The organism is Tahibacter sp. (assembly GCF_032229445.1).
Classification (GTDB): domain Bacteria; phylum Pseudomonadota; class Gammaproteobacteria; order Xanthomonadales; family Rhodanobacteraceae; genus Tahibacter.
Map to the genome: position 1 here is coordinate 1 of NZ_JAVTWC010000119.1, position 19,240 is coordinate 19,240.

18 protein-coding genes and 1 tRNA gene are annotated in these 19,240 nt (G+C 64.9%); 12 read left to right on the plus strand and 7 right to left on the minus strand.

The window, feature by feature from the left end:
• Positions 1-514 (plus strand): sigma-70 family RNA polymerase sigma factor (locus RUU78_RS22100; RefSeq protein WP_313919922.1); only part of this gene is annotated, 514 nt, incomplete at its 5' end.
• A gap of 273 nt (positions 515-787) precedes the next feature.
• Here RUU78_RS22100 and RUU78_RS22105 read toward each other — a convergent pair.
• The 3 genes from RUU78_RS22105 to RUU78_RS22115 form a co-directional block, all read right to left on the minus strand.
• Entirely contained in the window at positions 788-1,519 is a 732-nt protein-coding gene (locus RUU78_RS22105) for a lysophospholipid acyltransferase family protein (protein WP_313919923.1), read from the minus strand.
• Positions 1,520-1,873: 354 nt separating this feature from the next.
• The gene (locus RUU78_RS22110; protein ID WP_313919924.1) at positions 1,874-2,626 is read right to left on the minus strand and encodes a DNA-formamidopyrimidine glycosylase family protein; all 753 of its coding nucleotides are present in this window, start codon (positions 2,624-2,626) and stop codon (positions 1,874-1,876) included.
• A gap of 233 nt (positions 2,627-2,859) precedes the next feature.
• On the minus strand, positions 2,860-3,183 hold the full coding sequence (locus tag RUU78_RS22115; RefSeq protein ID WP_313919925.1) for a hypothetical protein: 324 nt from the start codon (positions 3,181-3,183) through the stop codon (positions 2,860-2,862).
• Between the two features lie 350 nt (positions 3,184-3,533).
• Between RUU78_RS22115 and RUU78_RS22120 the strand changes: the two genes are divergently transcribed.
• The 3 genes from RUU78_RS22120 to RUU78_RS22130 all read left to right on the plus strand — a co-directional run bounded on the left by RUU78_RS22120 (position 3,534) and on the right by RUU78_RS22130 (position 4,934).
• Positions 3,534-3,779: a hypothetical protein gene (locus RUU78_RS22120; RefSeq protein WP_313919926.1), complete on the plus strand. Its 246-nt coding sequence runs from the start codon at positions 3,534-3,536 to the stop codon at positions 3,777-3,779.
• 140 nt (positions 3,780-3,919) lie between these two features.
• Positions 3,920-4,618, plus strand: a complete 699-nt coding sequence (locus tag RUU78_RS22125) for a DUF3313 family protein (protein WP_313919928.1) — start codon at positions 3,920-3,922, stop codon at positions 4,616-4,618.
• 240 nt (positions 4,619-4,858) lie between these two features.
• Positions 4,859-4,934, plus strand: a tRNA-Ile gene (locus tag RUU78_RS22130).
• 158 nt (positions 4,935-5,092) lie between these two features.
• Here RUU78_RS22130 and RUU78_RS22135 read toward each other — a convergent pair.
• Positions 5,093-5,443 carry a hypothetical protein gene (locus RUU78_RS22135; RefSeq protein WP_313919929.1) on the minus strand — a complete coding sequence of 117 codons (351 nt, stop codon included), beginning with the start codon at positions 5,441-5,443 and terminating at the stop codon, positions 5,093-5,095.
• A gap of 285 nt (positions 5,444-5,728) precedes the next feature.
• Here RUU78_RS22135 and RUU78_RS22140 point away from each other — a divergent pair, with 285 nt between their 5' ends.
• From RUU78_RS22140 to RUU78_RS22155, 4 genes are all read left to right on the plus strand, one after another.
• On the plus strand, positions 5,729-7,201 hold the full coding sequence (locus tag RUU78_RS22140) for a PAS domain S-box protein (RefSeq protein ID WP_313919930.1): 1,473 nt from the start codon (positions 5,729-5,731) through the stop codon (positions 7,199-7,201).
• Positions 7,201-7,581, plus strand: a complete 381-nt coding sequence (locus RUU78_RS22145; RefSeq protein ID WP_313919931.1) for a response regulator — start codon at positions 7,201-7,203, stop codon at positions 7,579-7,581. The genes RUU78_RS22140 and RUU78_RS22145 overlap by 1 nt, the downstream gene beginning before the upstream one ends.
• Entirely contained in the window at positions 7,578-10,655 is a 3,078-nt protein-coding gene (locus RUU78_RS22150) for an EAL domain-containing protein (RefSeq protein ID WP_313919932.1), read from the plus strand. The genes RUU78_RS22145 and RUU78_RS22150 overlap by 4 nt, the downstream gene beginning before the upstream one ends.
• Before the next feature lie 362 nt (positions 10,656-11,017).
• On the plus strand, positions 11,018-11,542 hold the full coding sequence (locus RUU78_RS22155) for an alcohol dehydrogenase catalytic domain-containing protein (protein ID WP_313919933.1): 525 nt from the start codon (positions 11,018-11,020) through the stop codon (positions 11,540-11,542).
• A gap of 2 nt (positions 11,543-11,544) precedes the next feature.
• Here RUU78_RS22155 and RUU78_RS22160 read toward each other — a convergent pair whose 3' ends face one another.
• Positions 11,545-12,069, minus strand: a complete 525-nt coding sequence (locus tag RUU78_RS22160; RefSeq protein ID WP_313919934.1) for a M48 family metallopeptidase — start codon at positions 12,067-12,069, stop codon at positions 11,545-11,547.
• A gap of 75 nt (positions 12,070-12,144) precedes the next feature.
• Between RUU78_RS22160 and RUU78_RS22165 the strand changes: the two genes are divergently transcribed.
• Complete coding sequence (locus tag RUU78_RS22165; RefSeq protein WP_313919935.1) at positions 12,145-12,699, plus strand: DUF2058 domain-containing protein; 555 nt, start codon at positions 12,145-12,147, stop codon at positions 12,697-12,699.
• Between the two features lie 38 nt (positions 12,700-12,737).
• On the opposite strand, the gene RUU78_RS22170 is transcribed toward RUU78_RS22165, so the two are convergent.
• Complete coding sequence (locus RUU78_RS22170) at positions 12,738-13,193, minus strand: hypothetical protein (RefSeq protein ID WP_313919936.1); 456 nt, start codon at positions 13,191-13,193, stop codon at positions 12,738-12,740.
• 201 nt (positions 13,194-13,394) lie between these two features.
• A complete protein-coding gene (locus tag RUU78_RS22175; RefSeq protein ID WP_313919937.1) occupies positions 13,395-13,877 on the minus strand; it encodes an Lrp/AsnC family transcriptional regulator in 483 nt (160 codons plus the stop codon).
• A gap of 175 nt (positions 13,878-14,052) precedes the next feature.
• Here RUU78_RS22175 and RUU78_RS22180 point away from each other — a divergent pair, with 175 nt between their 5' ends.
• The 3 genes from RUU78_RS22180 (at position 14,053) to RUU78_RS22190 (ending at position 19,049) form a co-directional block, all read left to right on the plus strand.
• Entirely contained in the window at positions 14,053-15,564 is a 1,512-nt protein-coding gene (locus tag RUU78_RS22180; protein ID WP_313919938.1) for a pyridoxal-phosphate dependent enzyme, read from the plus strand.
• Positions 15,561-15,935, plus strand: coding sequence for a VOC family protein (locus RUU78_RS22185; RefSeq protein ID WP_313919939.1), 375 nt, complete (start codon positions 15,561-15,563; stop codon positions 15,933-15,935). Before RUU78_RS22180 ends, RUU78_RS22185 begins: the two co-directional genes overlap by 4 nt.
• Before the next feature lie 360 nt (positions 15,936-16,295).
• Entirely contained in the window at positions 16,296-19,049 is a 2,754-nt protein-coding gene (locus RUU78_RS22190; protein ID WP_313919940.1) for a serine/threonine-protein kinase, read from the plus strand.
• The last annotated feature ends 191 nt before the right edge of the window (positions 19,050-19,240 follow it).

The following is a 19,240-nucleotide window of genomic DNA, read 5'->3' on the forward strand; positions in this document are numbered from 1 at the left end:
CGACCAGGCACGCACCATCCGTATCCCGGTGCACATGATCGAGACGATCAACAAGCTCAACCGCATCAGCCGTCAGATGCTGCAGGAAATGGGTCGCGAGCCCACGCCCGAAGAGCTGGCGAAGAAGATGGAGATGCCGGAAGACAAGATCCGCAAGGTCATGAAGATCGCGAAGGAACCGATCTCCATGGAAACCCCGATCGGCGACGACGAGGATTCGCACCTCGGCGACTTCATCGAGGACACCAATGTGGATTCGCCGGTGGAATCGGCGACCAGCACCGGCCTGTCGGAAACGGTGCGCGATGTGCTCGCCGGCCTGACGCCGCGCGAAGCGAAAGTGCTGCGTATGCGCTTCGGCATCGACATGAACACGGATCACACGCTTGAGGAAGTCGGCAAGCAGTTCGACGTCACGCGCGAACGCATCCGCCAGATCGAAGCCAAGGCGCTGCGCAAGCTGCGTCATCCGAGCCGTTCGGAACAGCTGCGTTCGTTCCTCGACCTCGAATAGGCGACGCGTTCCGGCAGAGTGATCCGGTTACGAAAAAGCCCGCCGAATGGCGGGCTTTTTCGTTGAGTCAGCGGTTGCTGAATTAGCGCCCCTCTTCAGGGTGAGGACGATGGCTTGGAACCGGAGGTTCTCATCGTCCTCAACGCCGGGCGGGCCGGCGTGGATGGCGTACGCCTGAGGATGGGCGGACGAAAAACCCCCTGCTTACTCAGCTATGTCTGCGTCCAATCAGCTATGGCAACCGTGCCGCTTTTCAGCGCTGTCGCAGCGCAATCAGGCCGCCTCGCGCTTCATCGCCACGACGCATTCGCGCGCCTGGTCGGCCAGCGCCTGTCGGTCCGCGATCGTGTGCGTCGCCAGCGGCGTACCGAAGGTCAGCGTGATCGTGCCTGGGCGCACCCGGAACACGCCGCCGAGGCTCAGCACCTTGCCGGATCCTTCGATCGCGACCGGCACCACGTCCGCACCGGCATCCAGCGCGACCTGAAACGCACCGCTCTTGAATGGCAGCACTTCGCCGTCGCGGCTGCGCGTGCCTTCCGGAAATACGCACAGGGTCGCTCCCGCCCTGACCAGTCCGGCCGCCTCCTGCATGCGCCGCCGTGCGTCGCGGGCGCTGCTGCGCTCGACGAAGATCATGCCCATCGCCCGTGCGTACGCGCCGACCAATGGCACGCGCGACAATTCCTGCTTGAGCAGGAACTGCAGCGGTACCGGCACGGCGCGAAACAACGCGCAGATGTCGATCATCGACTGATGGTTCGCGACCAGCACGTGCGGTCGCGTCCAGTCCACGCGCTCCAGGCCGCGCACGACCAGGGTCGCGCCCGACCCGTGCAGCAGCCCCGGCGCCCAGCAGCGCGCCGCCATGCGCAAAGGCAGCATGCGCCGACGTGTAACCAGCAGAACCAGCAGAGCCGCGCAGATCCACCCGGCCGTCCACAACAACGTAAACACCAACTGCAGCGCATTGAGCGCCGCCCATGCCCAGCGCGAAATCGCCATCCCCCGTCTTCCCCTGTCGTGCCCCCGTTCCCGCCGCGTCACGCTGCGGCGGCATCGTCCCGCGCGTAGGGTCGCGGGTTCGCGCCTCGCGCTCAAGTCCCCATGCGCTTCGGCTATTCGCCGGCGCACGGCGAGGCCGGCAGGGCGACCAACAGGTTGCGCTGCTGCGGGGCGACGAGTTCCTGATGGTCGTTCTTTGCACAACGCCTGGAGGAACCACCCACGCAGTGCTTGGCAGGCTGGCGCGTAGTCGGCGCCCAGATTGCGCACGCATCGTCGCCGGCTCGGCGCACCCGTGGTCACTACGGCTGTGGCCCGGTCCTGTAGCCCCGTCATTCCCGCTGCCACAACGTTCTACGGCTCGTTGGGGGTTGCCGTATAGCGGCGCTGGCATTCGGCGCAGTAGAAACTGCGCCGTTTCGTACGCCCTAGCTTTCCGAGCAGCAATGGTATGCCGCAGCGCGGGCAGATCTGTTTCGTATGCGCGAGCCACTGGCGCTTGAGCGTGCCGGCTTTCTTCCATTCCAGGAACTGGAAGCTGTATTGCCGTGCCTCGCGCACCAGGTCGGCGCGCTTGCGTGCCGGCATCGCGCCGAGGGTTGACAGCGGATGCACACGCACGCGAAACAGGACTTCGTTCCTGATGATGTTGCCGACGCCCGCAAACAGGTCCTGGTCCAGCAATGCATCGCAGGCCAGCATCGTCGGACGCTGCGCCAGCTTGCGCCGCGCCGCTGCGGCGTCCCACCGCGTGGACATGATGTCCGCGCTCCAGTCGTATACGTCGTCGAGCGGTTCGTCGATGTAGCGCAGCGAACACGCGTACAGGTTCAGCTCGCCCTTGCGGCCGCTCAGTCTCAACCGCGGTGTCACCCCGACGCGGTCCTCGTCGATGCGATAGCTGCCGAACAGCAGGAAGTGCACGCGCAGGGCGAAATCGTCGAACTCGATCAGAAAATGCTTGCCCCAGCTGCGCAACGCGCGGATGGTCTGCCCAAGCAGGCGCGAGGTGTCGAGACGTGCGTTTCCGTCGGCGGCGGTGATGCGCATCCCGCACAGATGCGCCGCCTGTTCGGTGAGGATGACGATGGACGGGCCTTCGGGCATGACGGTCCTGGACGGCGACGGGCGCGTATCGCTACGCAAGCATCGTTCCAGCGCCGCAACGGCGCGCACGCGTGATCGTTCGAGCCGTTGTGCGGCGTGAGCACCCGCGCCATCGTCATCAGTGCGCTGTACCGCACGACGCGGTTGCACGCACGATGCAGCCTGCAAACTGTTCATGCGTGGACGTGCGTCGCGGCCCGCCGCCGTGTCGATAAGGACCGTTTACGCGCGAGTCAACTCGCGCCGTCCTCGACTTCGACGTCGATCAGGCGGTCCCAGAAGAACGCGGCCTGCAGCCGGCGCGCGAGTTCGTCGCGCGGCAGGCGCGTCTCGACTTCCAGCACGCGCCGTTGCAGATGGGCGCCGTCGCTGCAGAGTTCGCCGTCGCCGGCAACAACCCTGGCCTGCACATCCGGCGGCCACAGCTGACCCTTGCCCGGCCACAGGCCGTATACGACCGCCGAACGCACGAGCTCCGCGGCCCAGCAGTCCTGCGACAGACGCGCATGCACGGCCTCGTGGTCGCCGCTGTCCAGCGGCGTGCCCTGTAACACCACGCGATACCGCGGTGCCTGCAGCCGCGTTCGCTGCGGCGTCGCCGATCCGGCCGTGCCATCGCTGCACGTCGAGCTCCCATCCTTGCCAGTGGTGGCACATCACGCATGGTTTGCGGAATCGATGTGCCCGCGCATGTGACGATAGTCCGGGGCGCGGAACTTCCTGAGTGAAGAAATTTTTAGATTGATCGTCGTACCGGCGGTCATTCAGTACGGCCGCGCACACGCGTCACGTAAGTCTCGACGCAGGCACGTAGGCTGCCACGTATCCGTCCGGTATGAGCCGTTGCGATGCGCCACGCCGCGTAGGCCATCGGCATGCATCTTCCTTCTCACCTGCAGAGTCCGCCATGTTCCGCCGCGACTACCTGATCCGCTTCGATCGTCAGCGCAGCTCATGGCTGCTGCTCAGGTGCGACGATTCCGCTGCAGTGGCGATTGCGAACTACCCCACGCGCGATGCGGCAATGGCCGGCATCGACAGCATAGGCCGCTGGCTCGCGGACGCCGGCCTCATGGCGACGTTCGCGGCGGAAGACGAAGCCGGAACCGTGATCGACGAGCGCAGCTTCGGCGGCTCGGTCTGCGTTGCCTAGTGGCCTGGCCCGTCCTGTCACCCATCCCCGCTGAGGCGACAACGGTTCGCTGTGGCCCGCACAGTCAGCGCGGCGGATCGCAACTGCCGCGGCGATGTATGATTTTCGCGTTGGCGACTTCTCAGCCTCAGGGGAGCTGGATGAAAACGATGACGTGGCTGCTGTGCGCGGCCCTGATGGCATGTGGCTGGATCGGCAACGTGCAGGCTGCCGACAGCACGGCGCGGCCGCTTACGTTCAAACAGGCCAGCGACAACTGGAAGAAGGAAGGCCTGCAACCCGTCAAGGCCGCGGGCCTCGATCTGGTGTTCGTGCGCAAGGATGCGAAGCTCGACGGGTATTCCAAGGTGTTGCTCAAGCCGCCGGTGGTCGAGGTCAATCCCGACTGGCGGCGCAAGTCGGGCATGGGCGTGAGCACGACGCCGGTGAAGATACAGCCGATCATCGAGCAGATAACCGCGATGCTGCACGAGGAAGTGCACAAAGCGCTATCGGACGGTGGCTACGAGTTGGTGCAGGCACCGGGCGAGGGCGTCGTCGAGGTCGAGCCGGCCATTCTGAACCTGTTCCTGATCGCCACCGAGAACGCCGTGCAGCGCGGCGACAGCATGGATGGCCGTTCGGTCGGTCGCATGACCCTCGTGGTCAACCTGCGCGATTCTCTCAGCGCCGAACTGATCCTGCGCACGTTCGACGATGAAGTCGGACCCAAACCCGAACGGCTGATGCGCGACGCGGTAGCCGAATGCATGACCTGGGCACGAGCCGCGATGGCCGGATGGACCGGCGCGTTGCGCGGCGCCCTGGACATCTCCACGGGGCGCAAGTCGGCGCGTTAGGTCGCGCGAAAGGTCGGCTCCGCATGCTGCCACACCTTGCAGCACATCGCCCACGTACGCTGCCATACCAGGCTCGATGCGGCTACAATCGCGGTCCGCGCGGATGGAGCCCCGTAGAAGGCAGAGATCCCGGCACACGCTGCGGACCTGCCGACAGCGATGGATGCTGGAGTAACCGGTTGTCCCGCAGGTCCACACCAGAACGACGCACGACCCCGCGAAACACCGTACATTTTTGACGGGCCTATAGCTCAACGGTTAGAGCAGAGGACTCATAATCCTTTGGTTCACGGTTCAAATCCGTGTGGGCCCACCATTCACCTTGTCGGTCCTGTGCAGTTGTGGATGCAGGCATAGGTTGGCCGTTCTGGCCAGACTACGCTTACGGGAAAGCATAGCCTGGCCAAGTCGGCTCAGACCCCCTGTGGAGTTTCCGCCCACGCAGCGAGTGTCCCGCCTCGCAATTGCCACAAATCAGTTAAGTTCACGGACCATTTGCTGCGATGCGTCGTCGAAGCTCGTGGCGGTAGCGCTGCTGCGCGCCGTCGCCTTGTCAGGTCTTGCGGCGAAATCGATCCATGGTTTGTGGCGACAGTGGCGCGACGCGGCAGCGGTGTCCGTCTGCACGGTGATTCGGCAGATCGGCATTTGCGATGTATGGCGTGGTAAGCCCGTCAAGTCGGCGGTGCTCGATCTGGTCATGCCGTGTTCGGGTGATCGAGTGAAACCGCAGTTCTGCGCGACGCTCGCGGCACGCACGCACGCAAGCCGCCGGCGGCTGGCCGCGTCTGCCACGGGATGCAGCAACGCGCGGCGTTCCATCATCGAGCGCCTCACTGGCCGGAGTGCCGGCTGCCCGAGCCTAGTACCCGCTTCAACGATGGGGCTGGACCGAACAGCGTTCGACCTGGGGCGCCCATTGCGCCTCTCCGAGCCTATGGCAGACGCAACCATACGTCGCCCGGAAATCCAACTCCCGCTCAGTGAGGCCGCAAACCGATCCGGGAAAGCCTTCGGCGCTACGACGGATTCCCGATCATTCCAAATACAACATGTCGGACCGACGCGGCAGGCGCATACTCGGACAGCCGAATTCGCCTGGGTGACACCGTGCATACCGGATTGCAGCGTGAGGCGGTCCTGGCGCGCTTCAGGGATCTGATCGAGTCCATCCCCGACGGCATCGTTGTGGCAAGCCGTGCCGGTACGATCGTACTCTGCAATCGTCAAGCCGAGCGATTGTTTGGCTACGAAAGCGGCGAACTTCAGGGAAGACCCGTCGAGACCTTGCTGCCGGCTGGAAGCCGTGATGCCCATGTCGCCCACCGCTCGATCTACTTTGCCGATCCCGGGCCCAGGGCAATGGGCCGAGAGATCGAGCTGTTCGGTCTGCGCAAGGACGGCACCGACTTTCCCGTGGAAATCAGCCTCAGTCCGATAGAGACGGAGGATGGCCCGTTGGTGATGAGCGCGATCCGGGACATCAGCGATCGCAAGAAGGCCGAGCTGAAGTTTCGCGGTCTACTCGAGTCCGCGCCGGATGCCATCATCATCGTCAACCGTGCGGGCGACATTGTCATCGTCAACACGCAGGCGGAAACCCTGTTCGGATATGACCGCGCGCAGATGACCGGCTCCAAGATCGAGATGCTGCTGCCCGAGCGTTTTCGCAGGACACACCCGCAGCGTCGCGACGGGTTTTTCGCCGATCCTCGTCCGCGCCCCATGGGCGCTGGACTGGAGCTGTACGGGCTTCGCCAGGATGGAACGGAGTTTCCCATCGAGATCAGCCTGAGTCCGCTCGAAACGAAAGACGAAACGCTGGTATCGAGCGCGATCAGGGATATTACCGAGCGCAAGCGCATCGAGTTGCGGCTACTCCATGCCAGCCGTATGAAGAGCGAGTTCCTCGCAAACATGTCGCACGAATTGCGCACGCCCCTCAATGGCATCATCGGCTTTTCGGAATTGCTTGTAGATGAGAAGGTAGGCTTGCTCAACGCCAAGCAAAAGGAATTCCTCAACGACATTCTGCGTAGTGGCCAGCATCTGCTACAGCTGATCAATGACGTGCTCGACCTCTCGAAGGTTGAGGCAGGACGGATGGAGCTCTATCCGCAGACCTTCGACCTCGCGAAAGCCATCGACGAGATCTGCGCCGTGGTGTCACCAATGTCGAAGCACAAGGGCATCCGGGTGCACGTGGATGTTTCAGAAGACATCCAGGCTGTCGTGCTCGACCCACAGAAATTCAAACAAGTCCTTTATAACTTATTGTCGAACGCGGTGAAGTTCACCGACGAAGGCTCTGTAACCGTTCGCGCCGAATTGGAAGGCGCGCACACGTTGCGCTTGAGCGTACGCGACACAGGCATCGGGATTGGCGAAGCCGACCTCGACAAGATCTTCGAGGAGTTCACTCAGCTGGATTCCGGCAGCGCGAGGCGATACGAGGGCACAGGACTGGGGTTGGCGCTCACTCGCAAGCTGGTCGAATTTCAAGGCGGAACGATCCGCGTGGCAAGCCGCTGCGGCGAGGGCAGCGTGTTCACCGTCGACCTGCCACAAGGCGAGCTTGCCTGATGAACGTGCGCATCCTCGTGGTCGACGACAACGCGACCAACCTCAAGCTCGCATCCGAGGTACTGGAAATGGAGGGCCATGAGGTGCTGCGTGCGTCCGATGCCGACGAAGCGCAGGCGCTGCTGGGCGCGCAACGACCGGACCTGATTCTCATGGATATCGCGCTGCCGGGGATGGACGGGTTGGAACTGACCCGCCGGCTCAAGGCCCGCCCCGATCTGTGCGCGGTGCCGATCATTGCGCTTTCTGCTTTTGCCATGAAAGGCGATGAGGAAAAGGCATTTGCGAGCGGCTGCGACGGCTATATCACCAAGCCTATCAATACACGGACGTTCCCGGCACAAGTCCTGGCCTTCCTGCGCAAGGGCACAACCGCTTGAAGTTGCTAATCGTCGATGACCACGATCTCAATCTCAAGTTGCTTCGTGCGCAACTGGAGAGTGAAGGTCACGTCGTGGCACAGGCTGTCGACGGCATTGAGGCGCTGGAGCTGCTGGAACGCGAAACGTTCGATGGCGTCGTCTCCGACATCCTGATGCCGCGGATGGACGGCTATCGCCTGTGCATGGAAGTACGAAGCCGCGTGGCGATCGCGCGCCTGCCCTTCGTCCTTTACACCAGTACCTACAATTCACCCGGCGACCGCAAGCTGGCTGAGTCGATCGGTGCGGACGCCTATCTCGCCAAGCCCGCGCCGGTCGGTCGGATCATCGCGGCACTGGTGGCGGCTGCCGTGTCACCGGATGAAGCGAGGCGCGGCCCGGCTGTCGCCGAGCCCGCTCCTCTCATGAAGCAATACAACCAGGTGCTTATCCAGAAACTCGAGGAAAAGGGCCTGGAACTCGAGCGAACGCACGAGGGTTTGCTGGAGACCAAGGCAAGACTTTCGGGGCTGATTGCATCCGCCCTGGACGCGATCATCGCGGTGGACGAGTCACACGGCATCGTGCTTTTCAATGCCGCCGCAGGACGCATGTTCGGCTGTGATCCCGAGCAGGCGCTTGGCCGGTCCCTCAATGACTTCATCCCGTCACGGTCCCGCGACGCACATGACCGTCATATGGCTGCGTTTGCTCAGGAAGAGGGCGTGGGACGACCCATGGGGCCGCGCGAGGTCGCTGCGTTGCGTGCGGACGGCACCGTGTTTCCGATCGAAGCCAATATTTCCCGTTTGTCGACGTCACAGGGTCAACTGTTCACGGTGTTCATCCGTGACGTCACCGAACGGCGTCTTGCCCAGACTGCATTGCAGGATAGCGAGGCCGGCCTGCGGCGCGCCCAGGACATGGCGCAGATGGCGCACGCGATCGTCAACGCGCGAGGCGAAGTGGAGGAGCGATCGGAGTCGTTCATGACGCTGCTCGGCGTTGCCGCGGATCGACTGCCACGCACCGTGGCCGAATGGATGGCGTTCGTGCATGAGGAAGACCGCGCGGGTTTGCAGCGCGCCGTGGACGAGACCCGCCGCGACGGCCGCCGCTCCGACTGTGAGTACCGGCTCCGGCGCGCGGACGAGTGGAGGCGCATATTGCATATCCTCGAGCCGCTGGAGGCGCGCGCCGACGAAGGTAGCCTGCGGACCTTCAATACCATTCAGGACGTGACTGCTGAGCGGCAGACCCAGGACAAGATCCGACAGCTCAACCGGGTCTATGCAGTCCTCAGCAGTATCAACAGCCTGATTGTGCGCGCCACCGACCGCGATGAACTGTTTCGACAGGCGTGCCGGATACTCGTTGGCACGGGGCAGCTCGCGAAAGCCTGGATCGGTATGGTCGATGAGGGCATCGCGCCCGTGCGCATACTGGCGTGGGCCGGCGCGGACGACGAGTTTTTCGAAGACCTGCAACATCGGCTAGTCGCCAATGCTGCTTCGACGAGCGGCGTACTGAAGCGCGCGCTCTCCAGCCACGTACCGATCATCTGTAACGACATCGCCAACGATCCGGCAGTCGTTGAACGGAAGAAGCTGCTCGATTCTGGCTCGCTGTCGTTCGCGCTCCTGCCACTGGTCGTTGAGGAACGTACCGTGGGTGTTATTTCTATCCATTCCCCCGTCGTCAATTTCTTCGACCAGGAAGAGACGGAGCTTCTGCTTGGCCTGGCCGGCGACATTTCGTTCGCGCTTGACCATCTGCTCAAAGCCGACCGCATCCGCTATCTCGCCCATCACGATGCGCTCACCGGGCTGCCGAACCGGACCATGTTCGCCGAACTGCTGTCGCAGCAGCTGGCGAATACCGCCGGGACCGACCATGTCGCCTGCGTGGCGTTACTGGATCTGGTGCGCTTCCGCCGCATGAACGAAACGCTGGGACGGCGCGCGGGCGACGAGCTGCTGATTCAGGTTGCAACACGGTTACGCGGTCAGAACGCGTTTGCCGCGCGACTTGGCCCTGACATTTTCGCGCTGAGGATCGACGGGCGACATACGGCGCCGGAACTGGCTCGCAATTTCGAACAGGTCGTCAGCCATTGCTTCGAGAAGCCGTTCTACATCGGCGGCGAAGAGGTCCGCATGGGCTGTCGCATTGGCGCCGCTGCTTCCCCGGGCGACGGCGAGGATGCCGAGTCTTTGCTGCGCAACGCGGAATCGGCCCTGCGAAAAGCACGCGCTACGTTCGAATCCTTCGTCTTCTACGCCCCAGGCATGAATGCCACGGTCAACGAGGCATTGGCGCTCGAGTCCAAGCTTCGGCGAGCCATCGAGCAGGAGGAGTTCGTCCTCCAGTATCAGCCCAAGCTGCGATTCGCCGACCGGCGGATCTGCGGCGTCGAGGCGCTGATCCGTTGGCAAGAGCCCGATCGCGCACAGGTACTGCCGACACGCTTCATTCCGGTGCTCGAGGAAACGGGCCTGATCGACAGTGTCGGCAAGTGGGCGCTTCGGCGCGCACTCAGCGACGCAAGGACTTGGCGCGCCGCGGGCGCCGCCCCGATCCGGGTAGCGGTCAACGTATCCGCGCTACAGTTGAACAAGCCCAATTTTACCGAGCAAATCGCAGGCTTGGTCGCGGGAAGCGGTGACGACGCCCTGGAGCTGGAAATTACCGAGAGCGTCATCATGGATGACGTTGATCACAAGATCACCATGCTCGAAGAAATCCGCAGACTCGGCGTCAGCATTGTTGTGGATGACTTCGGAACGGGTTACTCGTCGCTCGCTTATATCTCACGCCTGCCCATCACTTCGCTCAAGATCGACCGTGCCTTCGTCACCGGAATGACTACCGGCCCGCAAGGCTACATCCTCGTGTCGAGTATCATCGCGCTCGCGCATGCCCTCAAGCTCAAGGTAATTGCGGAAGGTGTGGAAACCGAGGAGCAGGCGCGTTTGCTGGCTCTGCTGGGTTGCGACGAGGCGCAGGGCTATCTGTTCAGTGAACCGGTTGGCGCAGATCAATTGCTCGAAATGCTGCTTGCGGACCAAGCCTCGGCCGGAAATCCGGAATAGGCTGAATCGCCATGCTCGGCTTCTTCGACATTGTTGAAGTCATGCTTCATCGGGATCGCAGCCAGGCCCAAAGTCCAGCCGACCGTGGAGGATGCGGATATTTCCAATGGGACGTCTCGGCGGCAATAGAGGCGTGTTTTACCGGAACTTATTGACAAAGTACCCCCTTGATGTAGGCGCTCGGTCTAATGGGCACACTGCGCGACCACGGCATCGCACCGGCGATACGAGAGGACTTGCTCATGGTTCGACGCACGACGTCGCCAGCAAGTCCCAGTGAGCGATGGTGTCCGCCGACGAGGTTCCGTCCGCCATCCCGCGGCGTCGGCTGACCGGCCGGCGCCATCGCGCAGAGCGTAGACATGACGACGACCATCACTGCCGCCGTGGTACGCACCCACAAGCAGCCGTTCACCATCGAGACACTGCAGCTGGACGACATCCGGCCGAACGAAGTCCGTGTCCGCCTCGTCGCAACGGGCGTCTGCCATACCGATGCCATCGTGCGCGACGGCGTTTATCCCACTCCGCTGCCCGCGGTTCTCGGCCACGAGGGCGCCGGCATCGTCGAACAGGTCGGAGCTGCCGTTCGCACGGTCAAGCCTGGCGATCACGTCGTGATGTCCGCCGCGTATTGCACGCACTGCACGTACTGCCGGTCGGGCGAGATGGCGTACTGCGAGAACCTGTTCGCCGAGGATTTCGGCGGTTGCCGGACGTCCGATGGCACAACCGCGCTGTCATCGGCCGATGGCGAAGCGATCTCCTCGCACTTCTTCGGCCAGTCGGCGTTCGCGACCCAGGCGAACGTGGTTGAGAGTTCCATCATTGTTGTGCCCAAGGACGTTCCGCTCGACGCCGTCGTCTTCTGCCTTCTTACACAGTAGAACTAGATAGGTGCTATTCGCACCTGGCCCTGTTCTCGTTCGACCTCGAGATGCGTCAGATACAACCGCATATCGAACTCCAGCTGGTGGTAGTCGGGCTCGATATGCGTGCATAGCTGGTAGAAGGATTTGTTGTGCTCGGCCTCCCTCAGGTGCGCCAGCTCATGCACCACGATCATCTTGAGAAACTCGGCGGGCGCAGCGCGGAACACGCTGGCGATGCGGATCTCCCGGCTGGCCTTGAGCTTGCTGCCCTGTATCCGCGAGAGGCTCGTGTGGGTGCCGAGCGCGTGCTTCATCACCTGCAGCTTGGCGTCGTAGATGACCTTGCCCAGCGGCACCGATTTTCTCAGATGCTGCTCCTTGAGCGCCTGCACATAGTCGTAAAGCTGGCCGTCGTTGCGCACGGCGTGGGGCTGGCCGTACTTCTCGGCCAGCATCGCGCCCAGCCGACCTTGCGCGATCAGTTCGTGCACCCGCGTCTGGAGGTGCAGGGGATAGCCGGCGAGGTATTTCCGGGCGTTCATGATTGGCGGGAGGGGAGCCGGCGGCCGGTGGTGGCAGGTATGATGGGCCGGAACTCCTCAGCATGAAACGGCGACATGGCGAAGGCGAATCCTCTTCAGGAACAGCTGCTCAAGGCGGGCCTGGTCAAGAAATCCAAATTGGCCGAGGTGGCGCGCGAGCAGAACAAGGCACGGCATTCCAAAGGGCCGGTCGCGCCCAACGAAATTCAGGTGGAAGCGGAGCGATCACGCGCCGAGAAGGTCGAGCGTGACCGCGCGCTGGCTGCCGAGGCCAAGGCACAGGCACGCGTCGCTGAACTTCGTGCCCAGGCGCGGCAGATCATCGAAGACAGGAAAGTGGAGCGCTCCGGTGAGAGCGAGTACCGCTTCAGCGTCGACGGCGCCATCCGTACCGTGCTGGTCAACGACGATCTGCGCAAGAAATTGTCCTGCGGCGCTCTGGTGATCGTGCGCGTGGGCGAACGCTTCGAGCTGTTGCCGCGCGTCGCCGCCGACAAGGTGCGGGAACGCGACGCCACGATGATCGTGCTCGATCATGGCCAGAGCGCGAGCAGCGAGCCCTCGGCCGCAACCTCCGAAGACGATGCGTATTACGCCCAGTTCAAGGTGCCTGACGACTTGATCTGGTGACCGCGCGCGGGCGATGCGCCGTGTGGAAAACCGCTGGTTCAGCGCCTGTCGTTGGTCAGGTCGCGCAGTGTCCTGACTTCGACGGGCCGCTGCGGCAGTAGCTTGGCGAGGCCGTATCCGATCGCCGCGACGATAACTGCGGGCAATAGCGCTTTGAGATCGATCAGCGAGGATACGTTGAAGTCTCGGAACAAGGGCGTGTCGAGGATCATCGCGACGACGATGGCCAGCAGGACGACGAGGAGCATCTGGCATATTTGTGCCGCGACGAACAGCGCTATCACGTGCAGTAGTCGCCGCAGTGTCAGCGCTGCGGCGAATCGCCAATACAGCAGCGCGGGCAGAACCCACACGCCGATGATCTTGATTGCGGGCAGCGATGACCACGAGATGCCGAAATTCTTCCAGAAAGCCATGCTCCAGATGAAGATCAGCGGCAGGTTGATGGACACGGTGATCAGAATCGCCCATACGGCGATGCGCAGCCACTTCATGTCAACCCCCTGGATAACCTTCATGGACCTGCGCGGACGCAGGCGCAGCCCGCAAGGTTAGCACTCGAATCGCGACGTGTGCGGGTGGGCGAACGCCGTTTCGGGCGGCTCGCCGTGGCAGGATTCGGTTGCCACCAACGCGTGCATCTGCCACGAGGACGCTCCACCTCCCTGTCTTGTCCGACGCACTGCGGCCCGGCTTCAGCGCGGTAGCGCGAGCGGTCCTCCCGCTTTCACCCGCTCCAGCACCACCTGCGTGGTGAAGCTGCGCACGTTGCTGTCGTCGAGCAGCGCGCGGCGGGTGAAGGCGTCGTAGGTTTCCATGTCGCGCGTCAGCACGACGAGGACGAAGTCGTTCTGGCCGGTGACGTAGTAGCACTGTTGCACTTCGGGGCAGGCGAGCATCCTGCGGCGGAAGCGGTCGAGGTCGGCGGCGGTTTCGCGATCGAGGTCGACGCCGACGATGCAGGTGACGGGGAGGCCGATGCGGCGCGGGTCGAGTTCCGCCACTTCGCGCGTGATGACGCCGATCTCGCGCAGGCGTTTGAGGCGGCGTTGCACGGCGGCGACGGACAGGCCGATGGCGTCGGCGATGGTCTTGGCGGGGATGCGCGTATCGGCCTGCCAGCGTTCGAGGATGCGGTAGTCGAAGGCGTCGAGGTCGGGCGTGTCGTGTTTCGTCATGGAAGGCGGGTCGCTTGCGGTTCGGGCGCATTCGCGCGGTCGCCAACGCGGCCTTGCGACGCGGTCGGGCAGTTAGTGTGTGTCTCGCGCACCGGCCGGACAAGACGCGGCCAACGAGGCCGCGCGGTTCGCGCTGTCAGCGCGATACGAGACTCCATCTGCCCGAGGACACGTCATGGCGTTTGCCGATCCGACCCTGCTGCCGATCCTGACCGATGGCGATCCGTGCCTGCGCGCGGCGGCGCTGCCGGTCGGTGAGATCGATCGCGAGGCGCGGGCCGCGGTCGCGGCACTCGCGGCCTGTCTTGCGGCCTATCGCGCTGCCAACGGCTATGGCCGCGCCATCGCTGCGCCGCAACTGGGCATCGCACGGCGCATCGTCGTACTCGATCTGGGCGCGGGACCGATCGCGCTGATCGATCCCGAGATCACCTGGCGCGATCCGGACACCTTCCTCGTCTGGGACGATTGCTTCAGCCTGCCGGGCCGGCTCGTGCGCGTGCGCCGGCATCGTTCGGTGTCTGTCGCCTATCGTGACCTCGCGGGCCGGCGGCGCTGCTGGGAACGCCTGCCGCCGGATCTGGCCGAACTCGTGCAGCACGAGCTCGATCATCTCGACGGCGTGCTCATGAGCGATCGCGCTGACGGAGCGGACGCCGTCCGCGACATGGCGCAGCGTGCGACGCTCGTCGATGCGGCCCGACCGCGGCCACGCCTGTCGCTGGACAGCATTGCCGCGGCAGCACGCGCGATCGATCCGGTGTTCCGCGACAGCCCGCAGTACGACTGCGAGCCGCTGTCGGCCGCGCTGGGTTGCGAGCTGCGCCTCAAGCTCGAGCTGCTGAATCCGATCCGCAGCTTCAAGGCCCGCGGCGCGGACTGGTTCCTGAGCCGGCGGTTCGTGCGCGGCGAGCGCGGCGCGCTGGTGTGCGCGAGCGCGGGCAACTTCGGCCAGGCGCTGGCCTATGCCTGTCGCCGGCACGGCGTTGCGTTGACGGTGTTCGCGGCGACGCAGGCCAATCCGCTGAAGCTCGAGCGCATGCGCGCGCTGGGTGCTCAGGTGCGGTTGCACGGCATCGACTTCGATGCGGCCAAGGCCGCGGCGCGCGCGTACGCCGCGGCTGGCGGCGACACCCTGGTCGAGGACGGTCTCGACGCCGCGATCAGCGAAGGCGCGGGTTCCATCGCCGTCGAGCTGCTGCGCGACGATCCCGTCGTCGACGTGCTGGTCGTGCCGCTCGGCAACGGCGCACTGCTCAACGGCATGGCGCACTGGTGCAAGGCGCGCTCGCCGGCGACGCAGGTCATCGGTGTCGTCAGCCGCGGTGCGCCGGCGATGGCGCGTAGCTGGCGCGCCGGTCGCGGCGCCGCACCCGTCTCCAGTGAGCGTGTCGACACGATCGCCGATGGTATCGCCGTGCGCGTGCCGATCGCCGAGGCGGTGGCGGACATGCACGGCGTCGTCGACGACGTGGTCGAGGTCGACGATGCACACCTCGTCGCCGCGATGCGGCTGATCCACCGCCATGTGGGCGTCGTCGTCGAACCGGCCGGTGCCGCCGGCATTGCGGCAGTCCTGGCCGCGCCGCAGGTCTTCCACGGCCGCCGCGTCGCGAGCGTGCTGTGCGGCGGCAACCTGACGCCGCAACAGATCCAGACGTTTATCAGTGAACCCCAAGGAGCTTGACCATGATCGACCATATCGAACTGCAGGTCGCCGACCAGGCGTTGTCGACGCGCTTTTTTGCCGGCGCGCTCGCGCCGCTGGGCTACGCGCTGCACGTGCAGGGCGCCAGCAACGGCTTCGGCACCGGCATGGACGCGCTGGATTTCTGGCTCAAGCCCGGCGGTCCGTCCGAGCCGCGCCCGCATGTCGCGTTCAACTGCGCCGACCGGGCGACGGTCGACACAGCTTACGCGGCGGCACTGGACAGCGGCGGCCGCGACAACGGCGCACCGGCGGTGCTCGAGCGCATCCATCCGCACTACTACGCCGGTTTCGTGCGCGATCCCGACGGGCACAACATCGAGTTCGTCTGCCACCGCGCAACCGGCTGAGCACAGCAAGGCGCAGGCGCTCTCGGACATGGATCTGCATGGCGTTTCGCGTCCGCGCAAGGTCGGTTACAGCCCACAAATTGCCGATGCGCCGCAATCCCGCCACAATCGCCCCGCACCGGACTGGCTGGCTGTTGAGAAACAGCCTGCCAGCGATCCAGAATGGATCGCGCGAGAGTCGATCGCGTCAGCGATTGATTCTCGGAGAACGTGGGCAAGCTCGGCTTGCCCCGTTCGATTGAGAAACGGACTTTTCGCCCGTTTCTCAACCAACTGCTAAGAGGCGGGGATGAGCGCAAACGCGGCTCGAAGCTTGTCTGCGAACGACGCGCCGCACGGCCCGCTGCGGCGGGCCGCGCGATGAGCGGCTACAGCACTCACGACGCCAGACTCGACGGCCTGCTGCTGCGCGTACTCATGCTCGAAGGCGAGGAGCGCGAGGAATTTCTGGCCGAGCTGCGCGAGTCTGAACCGGCCAGCCATGCACGCCTGCTGCATCTGCTCGATCTCGCCGAGCGGCCGGTCGGCCTGCTGCAGACCGGCAAGTCCGACCGCGATGCGGCGATGGCCGCGCTGAGTGAGCACGCCACGGCGATCGATGAGCACAGCGGCCAGCGCATCGGCATGTGGCGGCTGCTGCGCCAGGTCGGCCGCGGCGGCATGGGCAGCGTCTACGAAGTCGCGCGTGAAGATGGTGTATTTGTGCAGAAAGCGGCATTGAAGCTGATCCGCAGCGACTACGCCGCGCCGGATTTCCTGGCCCGCTTCAGCCAGGAACGGCAGATCCTCGCCACGCTCAACCATTCGGGCATCGCGCACCTGCTCGACGGCGGCGAGTCGGCGGCAGGGCATCCGTACCTCGTCATGGAGTTCGTCGACGGCCTGCGTATCGATGCCTGGTGCGACGAACGCCAGCTCGATCTCGACGCGCGCCTGGCGCTGTTCATTCAGGTCGCCGAAGCGGTCGATCACGCCCATGCGCGCCGCGTCGTGCATCGCGATCTCAAACCGTCGAACATCGCCGTGACCGCGGACGGCACGGTCAAGCTGCTCGATTTCGGCATCGGCAAGGTGCTCGACGCCGACGATTCGCCGGAGCACGCCGAGCGCACGGCCACGCGCCTGTTCACGCCCGACTACGCGACGCCGGAGCAGGTGCTCGGCCGGGCCGCGGGCATGCCGTCGGACATCTACCAGCTTGGCCTGCTGCTGTACGAACTCGTCACCGGCCAGCATGCGCAGCAGCCCGCCGACGTGACCCAGGCCTCGCTCGAGCGCACCGTCTGCCGCGACGATCCGCTGCTGCCCAGCGCCAGCGCCGCGGCCGCGCCGCCGCCGACGGCGGCGCGCATCGGCGGCCTCGCTCCGGCCGCGCTCGCGCGGCGTCTGCGCGGGGATCTCGATCTCATCGTCATGAAGGCGCTGCGCAAGGAAGCCCTGCGACGCTACGCGACCGTGCGCGACCTCATCGAAGACCTGCATCGCTGGCAGCACCACATGCCGGTGCGCGCGCGGCCGGAAACCTGGACCTATCGCACGACGCGCTTCGTGCGCCGGCATGCCTGGGCCGTCGCGGCCGCCTCGGTGATCTTCCTGCTGACCGCAGCTTACGCGCTGACCGTCAGCCTGCAGGCGCGCGCGATCGCGCAGCAGCGCGACATCGCGCAGGCCGAGGCGCGCAAGGCCGACCGCGTCAAGTCGCTGATCCTGCGTCTGTTCGAAGGCGCGGATCCGACTCACAGCCTGGGCAAGGAGCTGACCGCGCGCGAACTGCTCGATGCGGGCTGGCGTTCGATCGAGGACGAGCTTGCCGGTCAGCCCGAGGTGCAGACGGAACTGCTGACCACGGTCGGCGCGACCTACTACCAGCTTGGTCAGTACGATGAGGCGCACCGCCTGCTCATACGTGCGCGCGATCTCGTGCAGGCGCATCCGGAATTCCCCGCCGGGGTGCGCGCCGCGGCGCTGCGAGCGCTCGGCGTGCAGCTCGGCGAGCAGGACCAGTTCGACGAGGCCGAACAGCTGCTGCGGCAGGCCGAGGCGTTGTACCGCGAGGGCCACGACGGTGATAGCCCCGAGGTCGCCACGACGCTGCGCGATCGCGGCCAGCTCGCCTACGAACGCGCTGACTACAAAGCCGCCGAAGTGCTGTTCCGCGAGTCGCTGATGATGCGCCGTCGCCTTCTGGGCGCTCGCGATATCGACGTGGCCGACAGCCTCGGCCGCCTCGGCATGGCGCTGCGCTCGCTTGGCGACTATGCCGGAGCGGAACCGCTGCTGCACCAGGCGCTGGAGATCCATCGCGCCCTGCTGCCGGCCGGGCATCCGCATATCGCGACGGACCTGTCCAGTCTCGCCGCCGTGGAGCGCAACCTTGGACGTTTTGGCGAGGCCGAAGCGCACTACCGCGAAGCGCTGGCCGGCATGGTGCAGACGCGCGGTGCGGATCATCCGTTCGCTGCGGCGATCATGAACAACCTCGCGCGTGCGCTCAAGGTGCAGGACAAGAACGACGAGGCCGAAGCGCTGCTGCTCAAGGCGCTGGACATCCGCCGCCGCCACCTCGGTGAAAAGGACGCGATGGTGGCGATGAACCTCAGCGACCTGGGCTGGGTCGCCGAGGGCGCGGGCAAGATCGACAGCGCCGAAAACTACTATCGCCAGGCGCTGGCGCTGTACGACCGCAAGCATCCGTGGCGTTCGACCGCGGTATACAACCTCGGCAGCGTGCTGGAGACGCGCGGACAGCTCGCCGCCGCCGAGGCGCAGTATCGCGAGGCACTGGCCGCGCAGCGCGTGCAGTATGGCGAAGGGCATGCCGTCGTCGGTACGGACCTGCTGTCCCTCGGCGGCGTGCTGGTCAAGCAGGACCGCCTGCCGGAAGCCGAAGCGGTGTTGCGCGAGGCGCTGCGGAACTACGAGGCGCGGCTCAAGCCCGACGATGTGAATCTTTCTCCTGTCCTGCTCGAGCTGGGCAAGGCATTGCGCCGGCCGCAGCAGGCTGCCGAAGCCGAAGCACTGCTACAGCGCGCACTCGCCCTGAACGTCGCGGCCTACGGCGCAGACGATGAGCGCACCCGGAAAGTGCAGGCGAAGATCAGCGGTTTGCGATAGCGCGTGAGGTCGGGCTCGACCGAAAACAACCGAATACTGTCGGCCCCGGGGGAACAGGGGAATGGGATTCAGTACGTGTTGTGCGGCGCCGCTGTTGAAGTGCTCGAAAGATATTCAATCAGGCGTCGGACCCGCAGACGCCCTCTCCCTCGAGCCGGTCGGGGAGAGGGGCATCGGCGTGTCCGATGGAT

Coding starts and splice junctions, on each gene's coding strand:
- RUU78_RS22105 (WP_313919923.1), bottom strand. CDS start 1,519: ATGGCGATTTCGCGCTGGGCATGGGCGGCGCTCAATGCGCTGCAGTTG.
- RUU78_RS22110 (WP_313919924.1), bottom strand. CDS start 2,626: ATGCCCGAAGGCCCGTCCATCGTCATCCTCACCGAACAGGCGGCGCAT.
- RUU78_RS22120 (WP_313919926.1), top strand. CDS start 3,534: ATGTTCCGCCGCGACTACCTGATCCGCTTCGATCGTCAGCGCAGCTCA.
- RUU78_RS22125 (WP_313919928.1), top strand. CDS start 3,920: ATGAAAACGATGACGTGGCTGCTGTGCGCGGCCCTGATGGCATGTGGC.
- RUU78_RS22135 (WP_313919929.1), bottom strand. CDS start 5,443: ATGATGGAACGCCGCGCGTTGCTGCATCCCGTGGCAGACGCGGCCAGC.
- RUU78_RS22145 (WP_313919931.1), top strand. CDS start 7,201: ATGAACGTGCGCATCCTCGTGGTCGACGACAACGCGACCAACCTCAAG.
- RUU78_RS22155 (WP_313919933.1), top strand. CDS start 11,018: ATGACGACGACCATCACTGCCGCCGTGGTACGCACCCACAAGCAGCCG.
- RUU78_RS22160 (WP_313919934.1), bottom strand. CDS start 12,069: ATGAACGCCCGGAAATACCTCGCCGGCTATCCCCTGCACCTCCAGACG.
- RUU78_RS22165 (WP_313919935.1), top strand. CDS start 12,145: ATGGCGAAGGCGAATCCTCTTCAGGAACAGCTGCTCAAGGCGGGCCTG.
- RUU78_RS22170 (WP_313919936.1), bottom strand. CDS start 13,193: ATGAAGTGGCTGCGCATCGCCGTATGGGCGATTCTGATCACCGTGTCC.
- RUU78_RS22175 (WP_313919937.1), bottom strand. CDS start 13,877: ATGACGAAACACGACACGCCCGACCTCGACGCCTTCGACTACCGCATC.
- RUU78_RS22180 (WP_313919938.1), top strand. CDS start 14,053: ATGGCGTTTGCCGATCCGACCCTGCTGCCGATCCTGACCGATGGCGAT.
- RUU78_RS22190 (WP_313919940.1), top strand. CDS start 16,296: ATGAGCGGCTACAGCACTCACGACGCCAGACTCGACGGCCTGCTGCTG.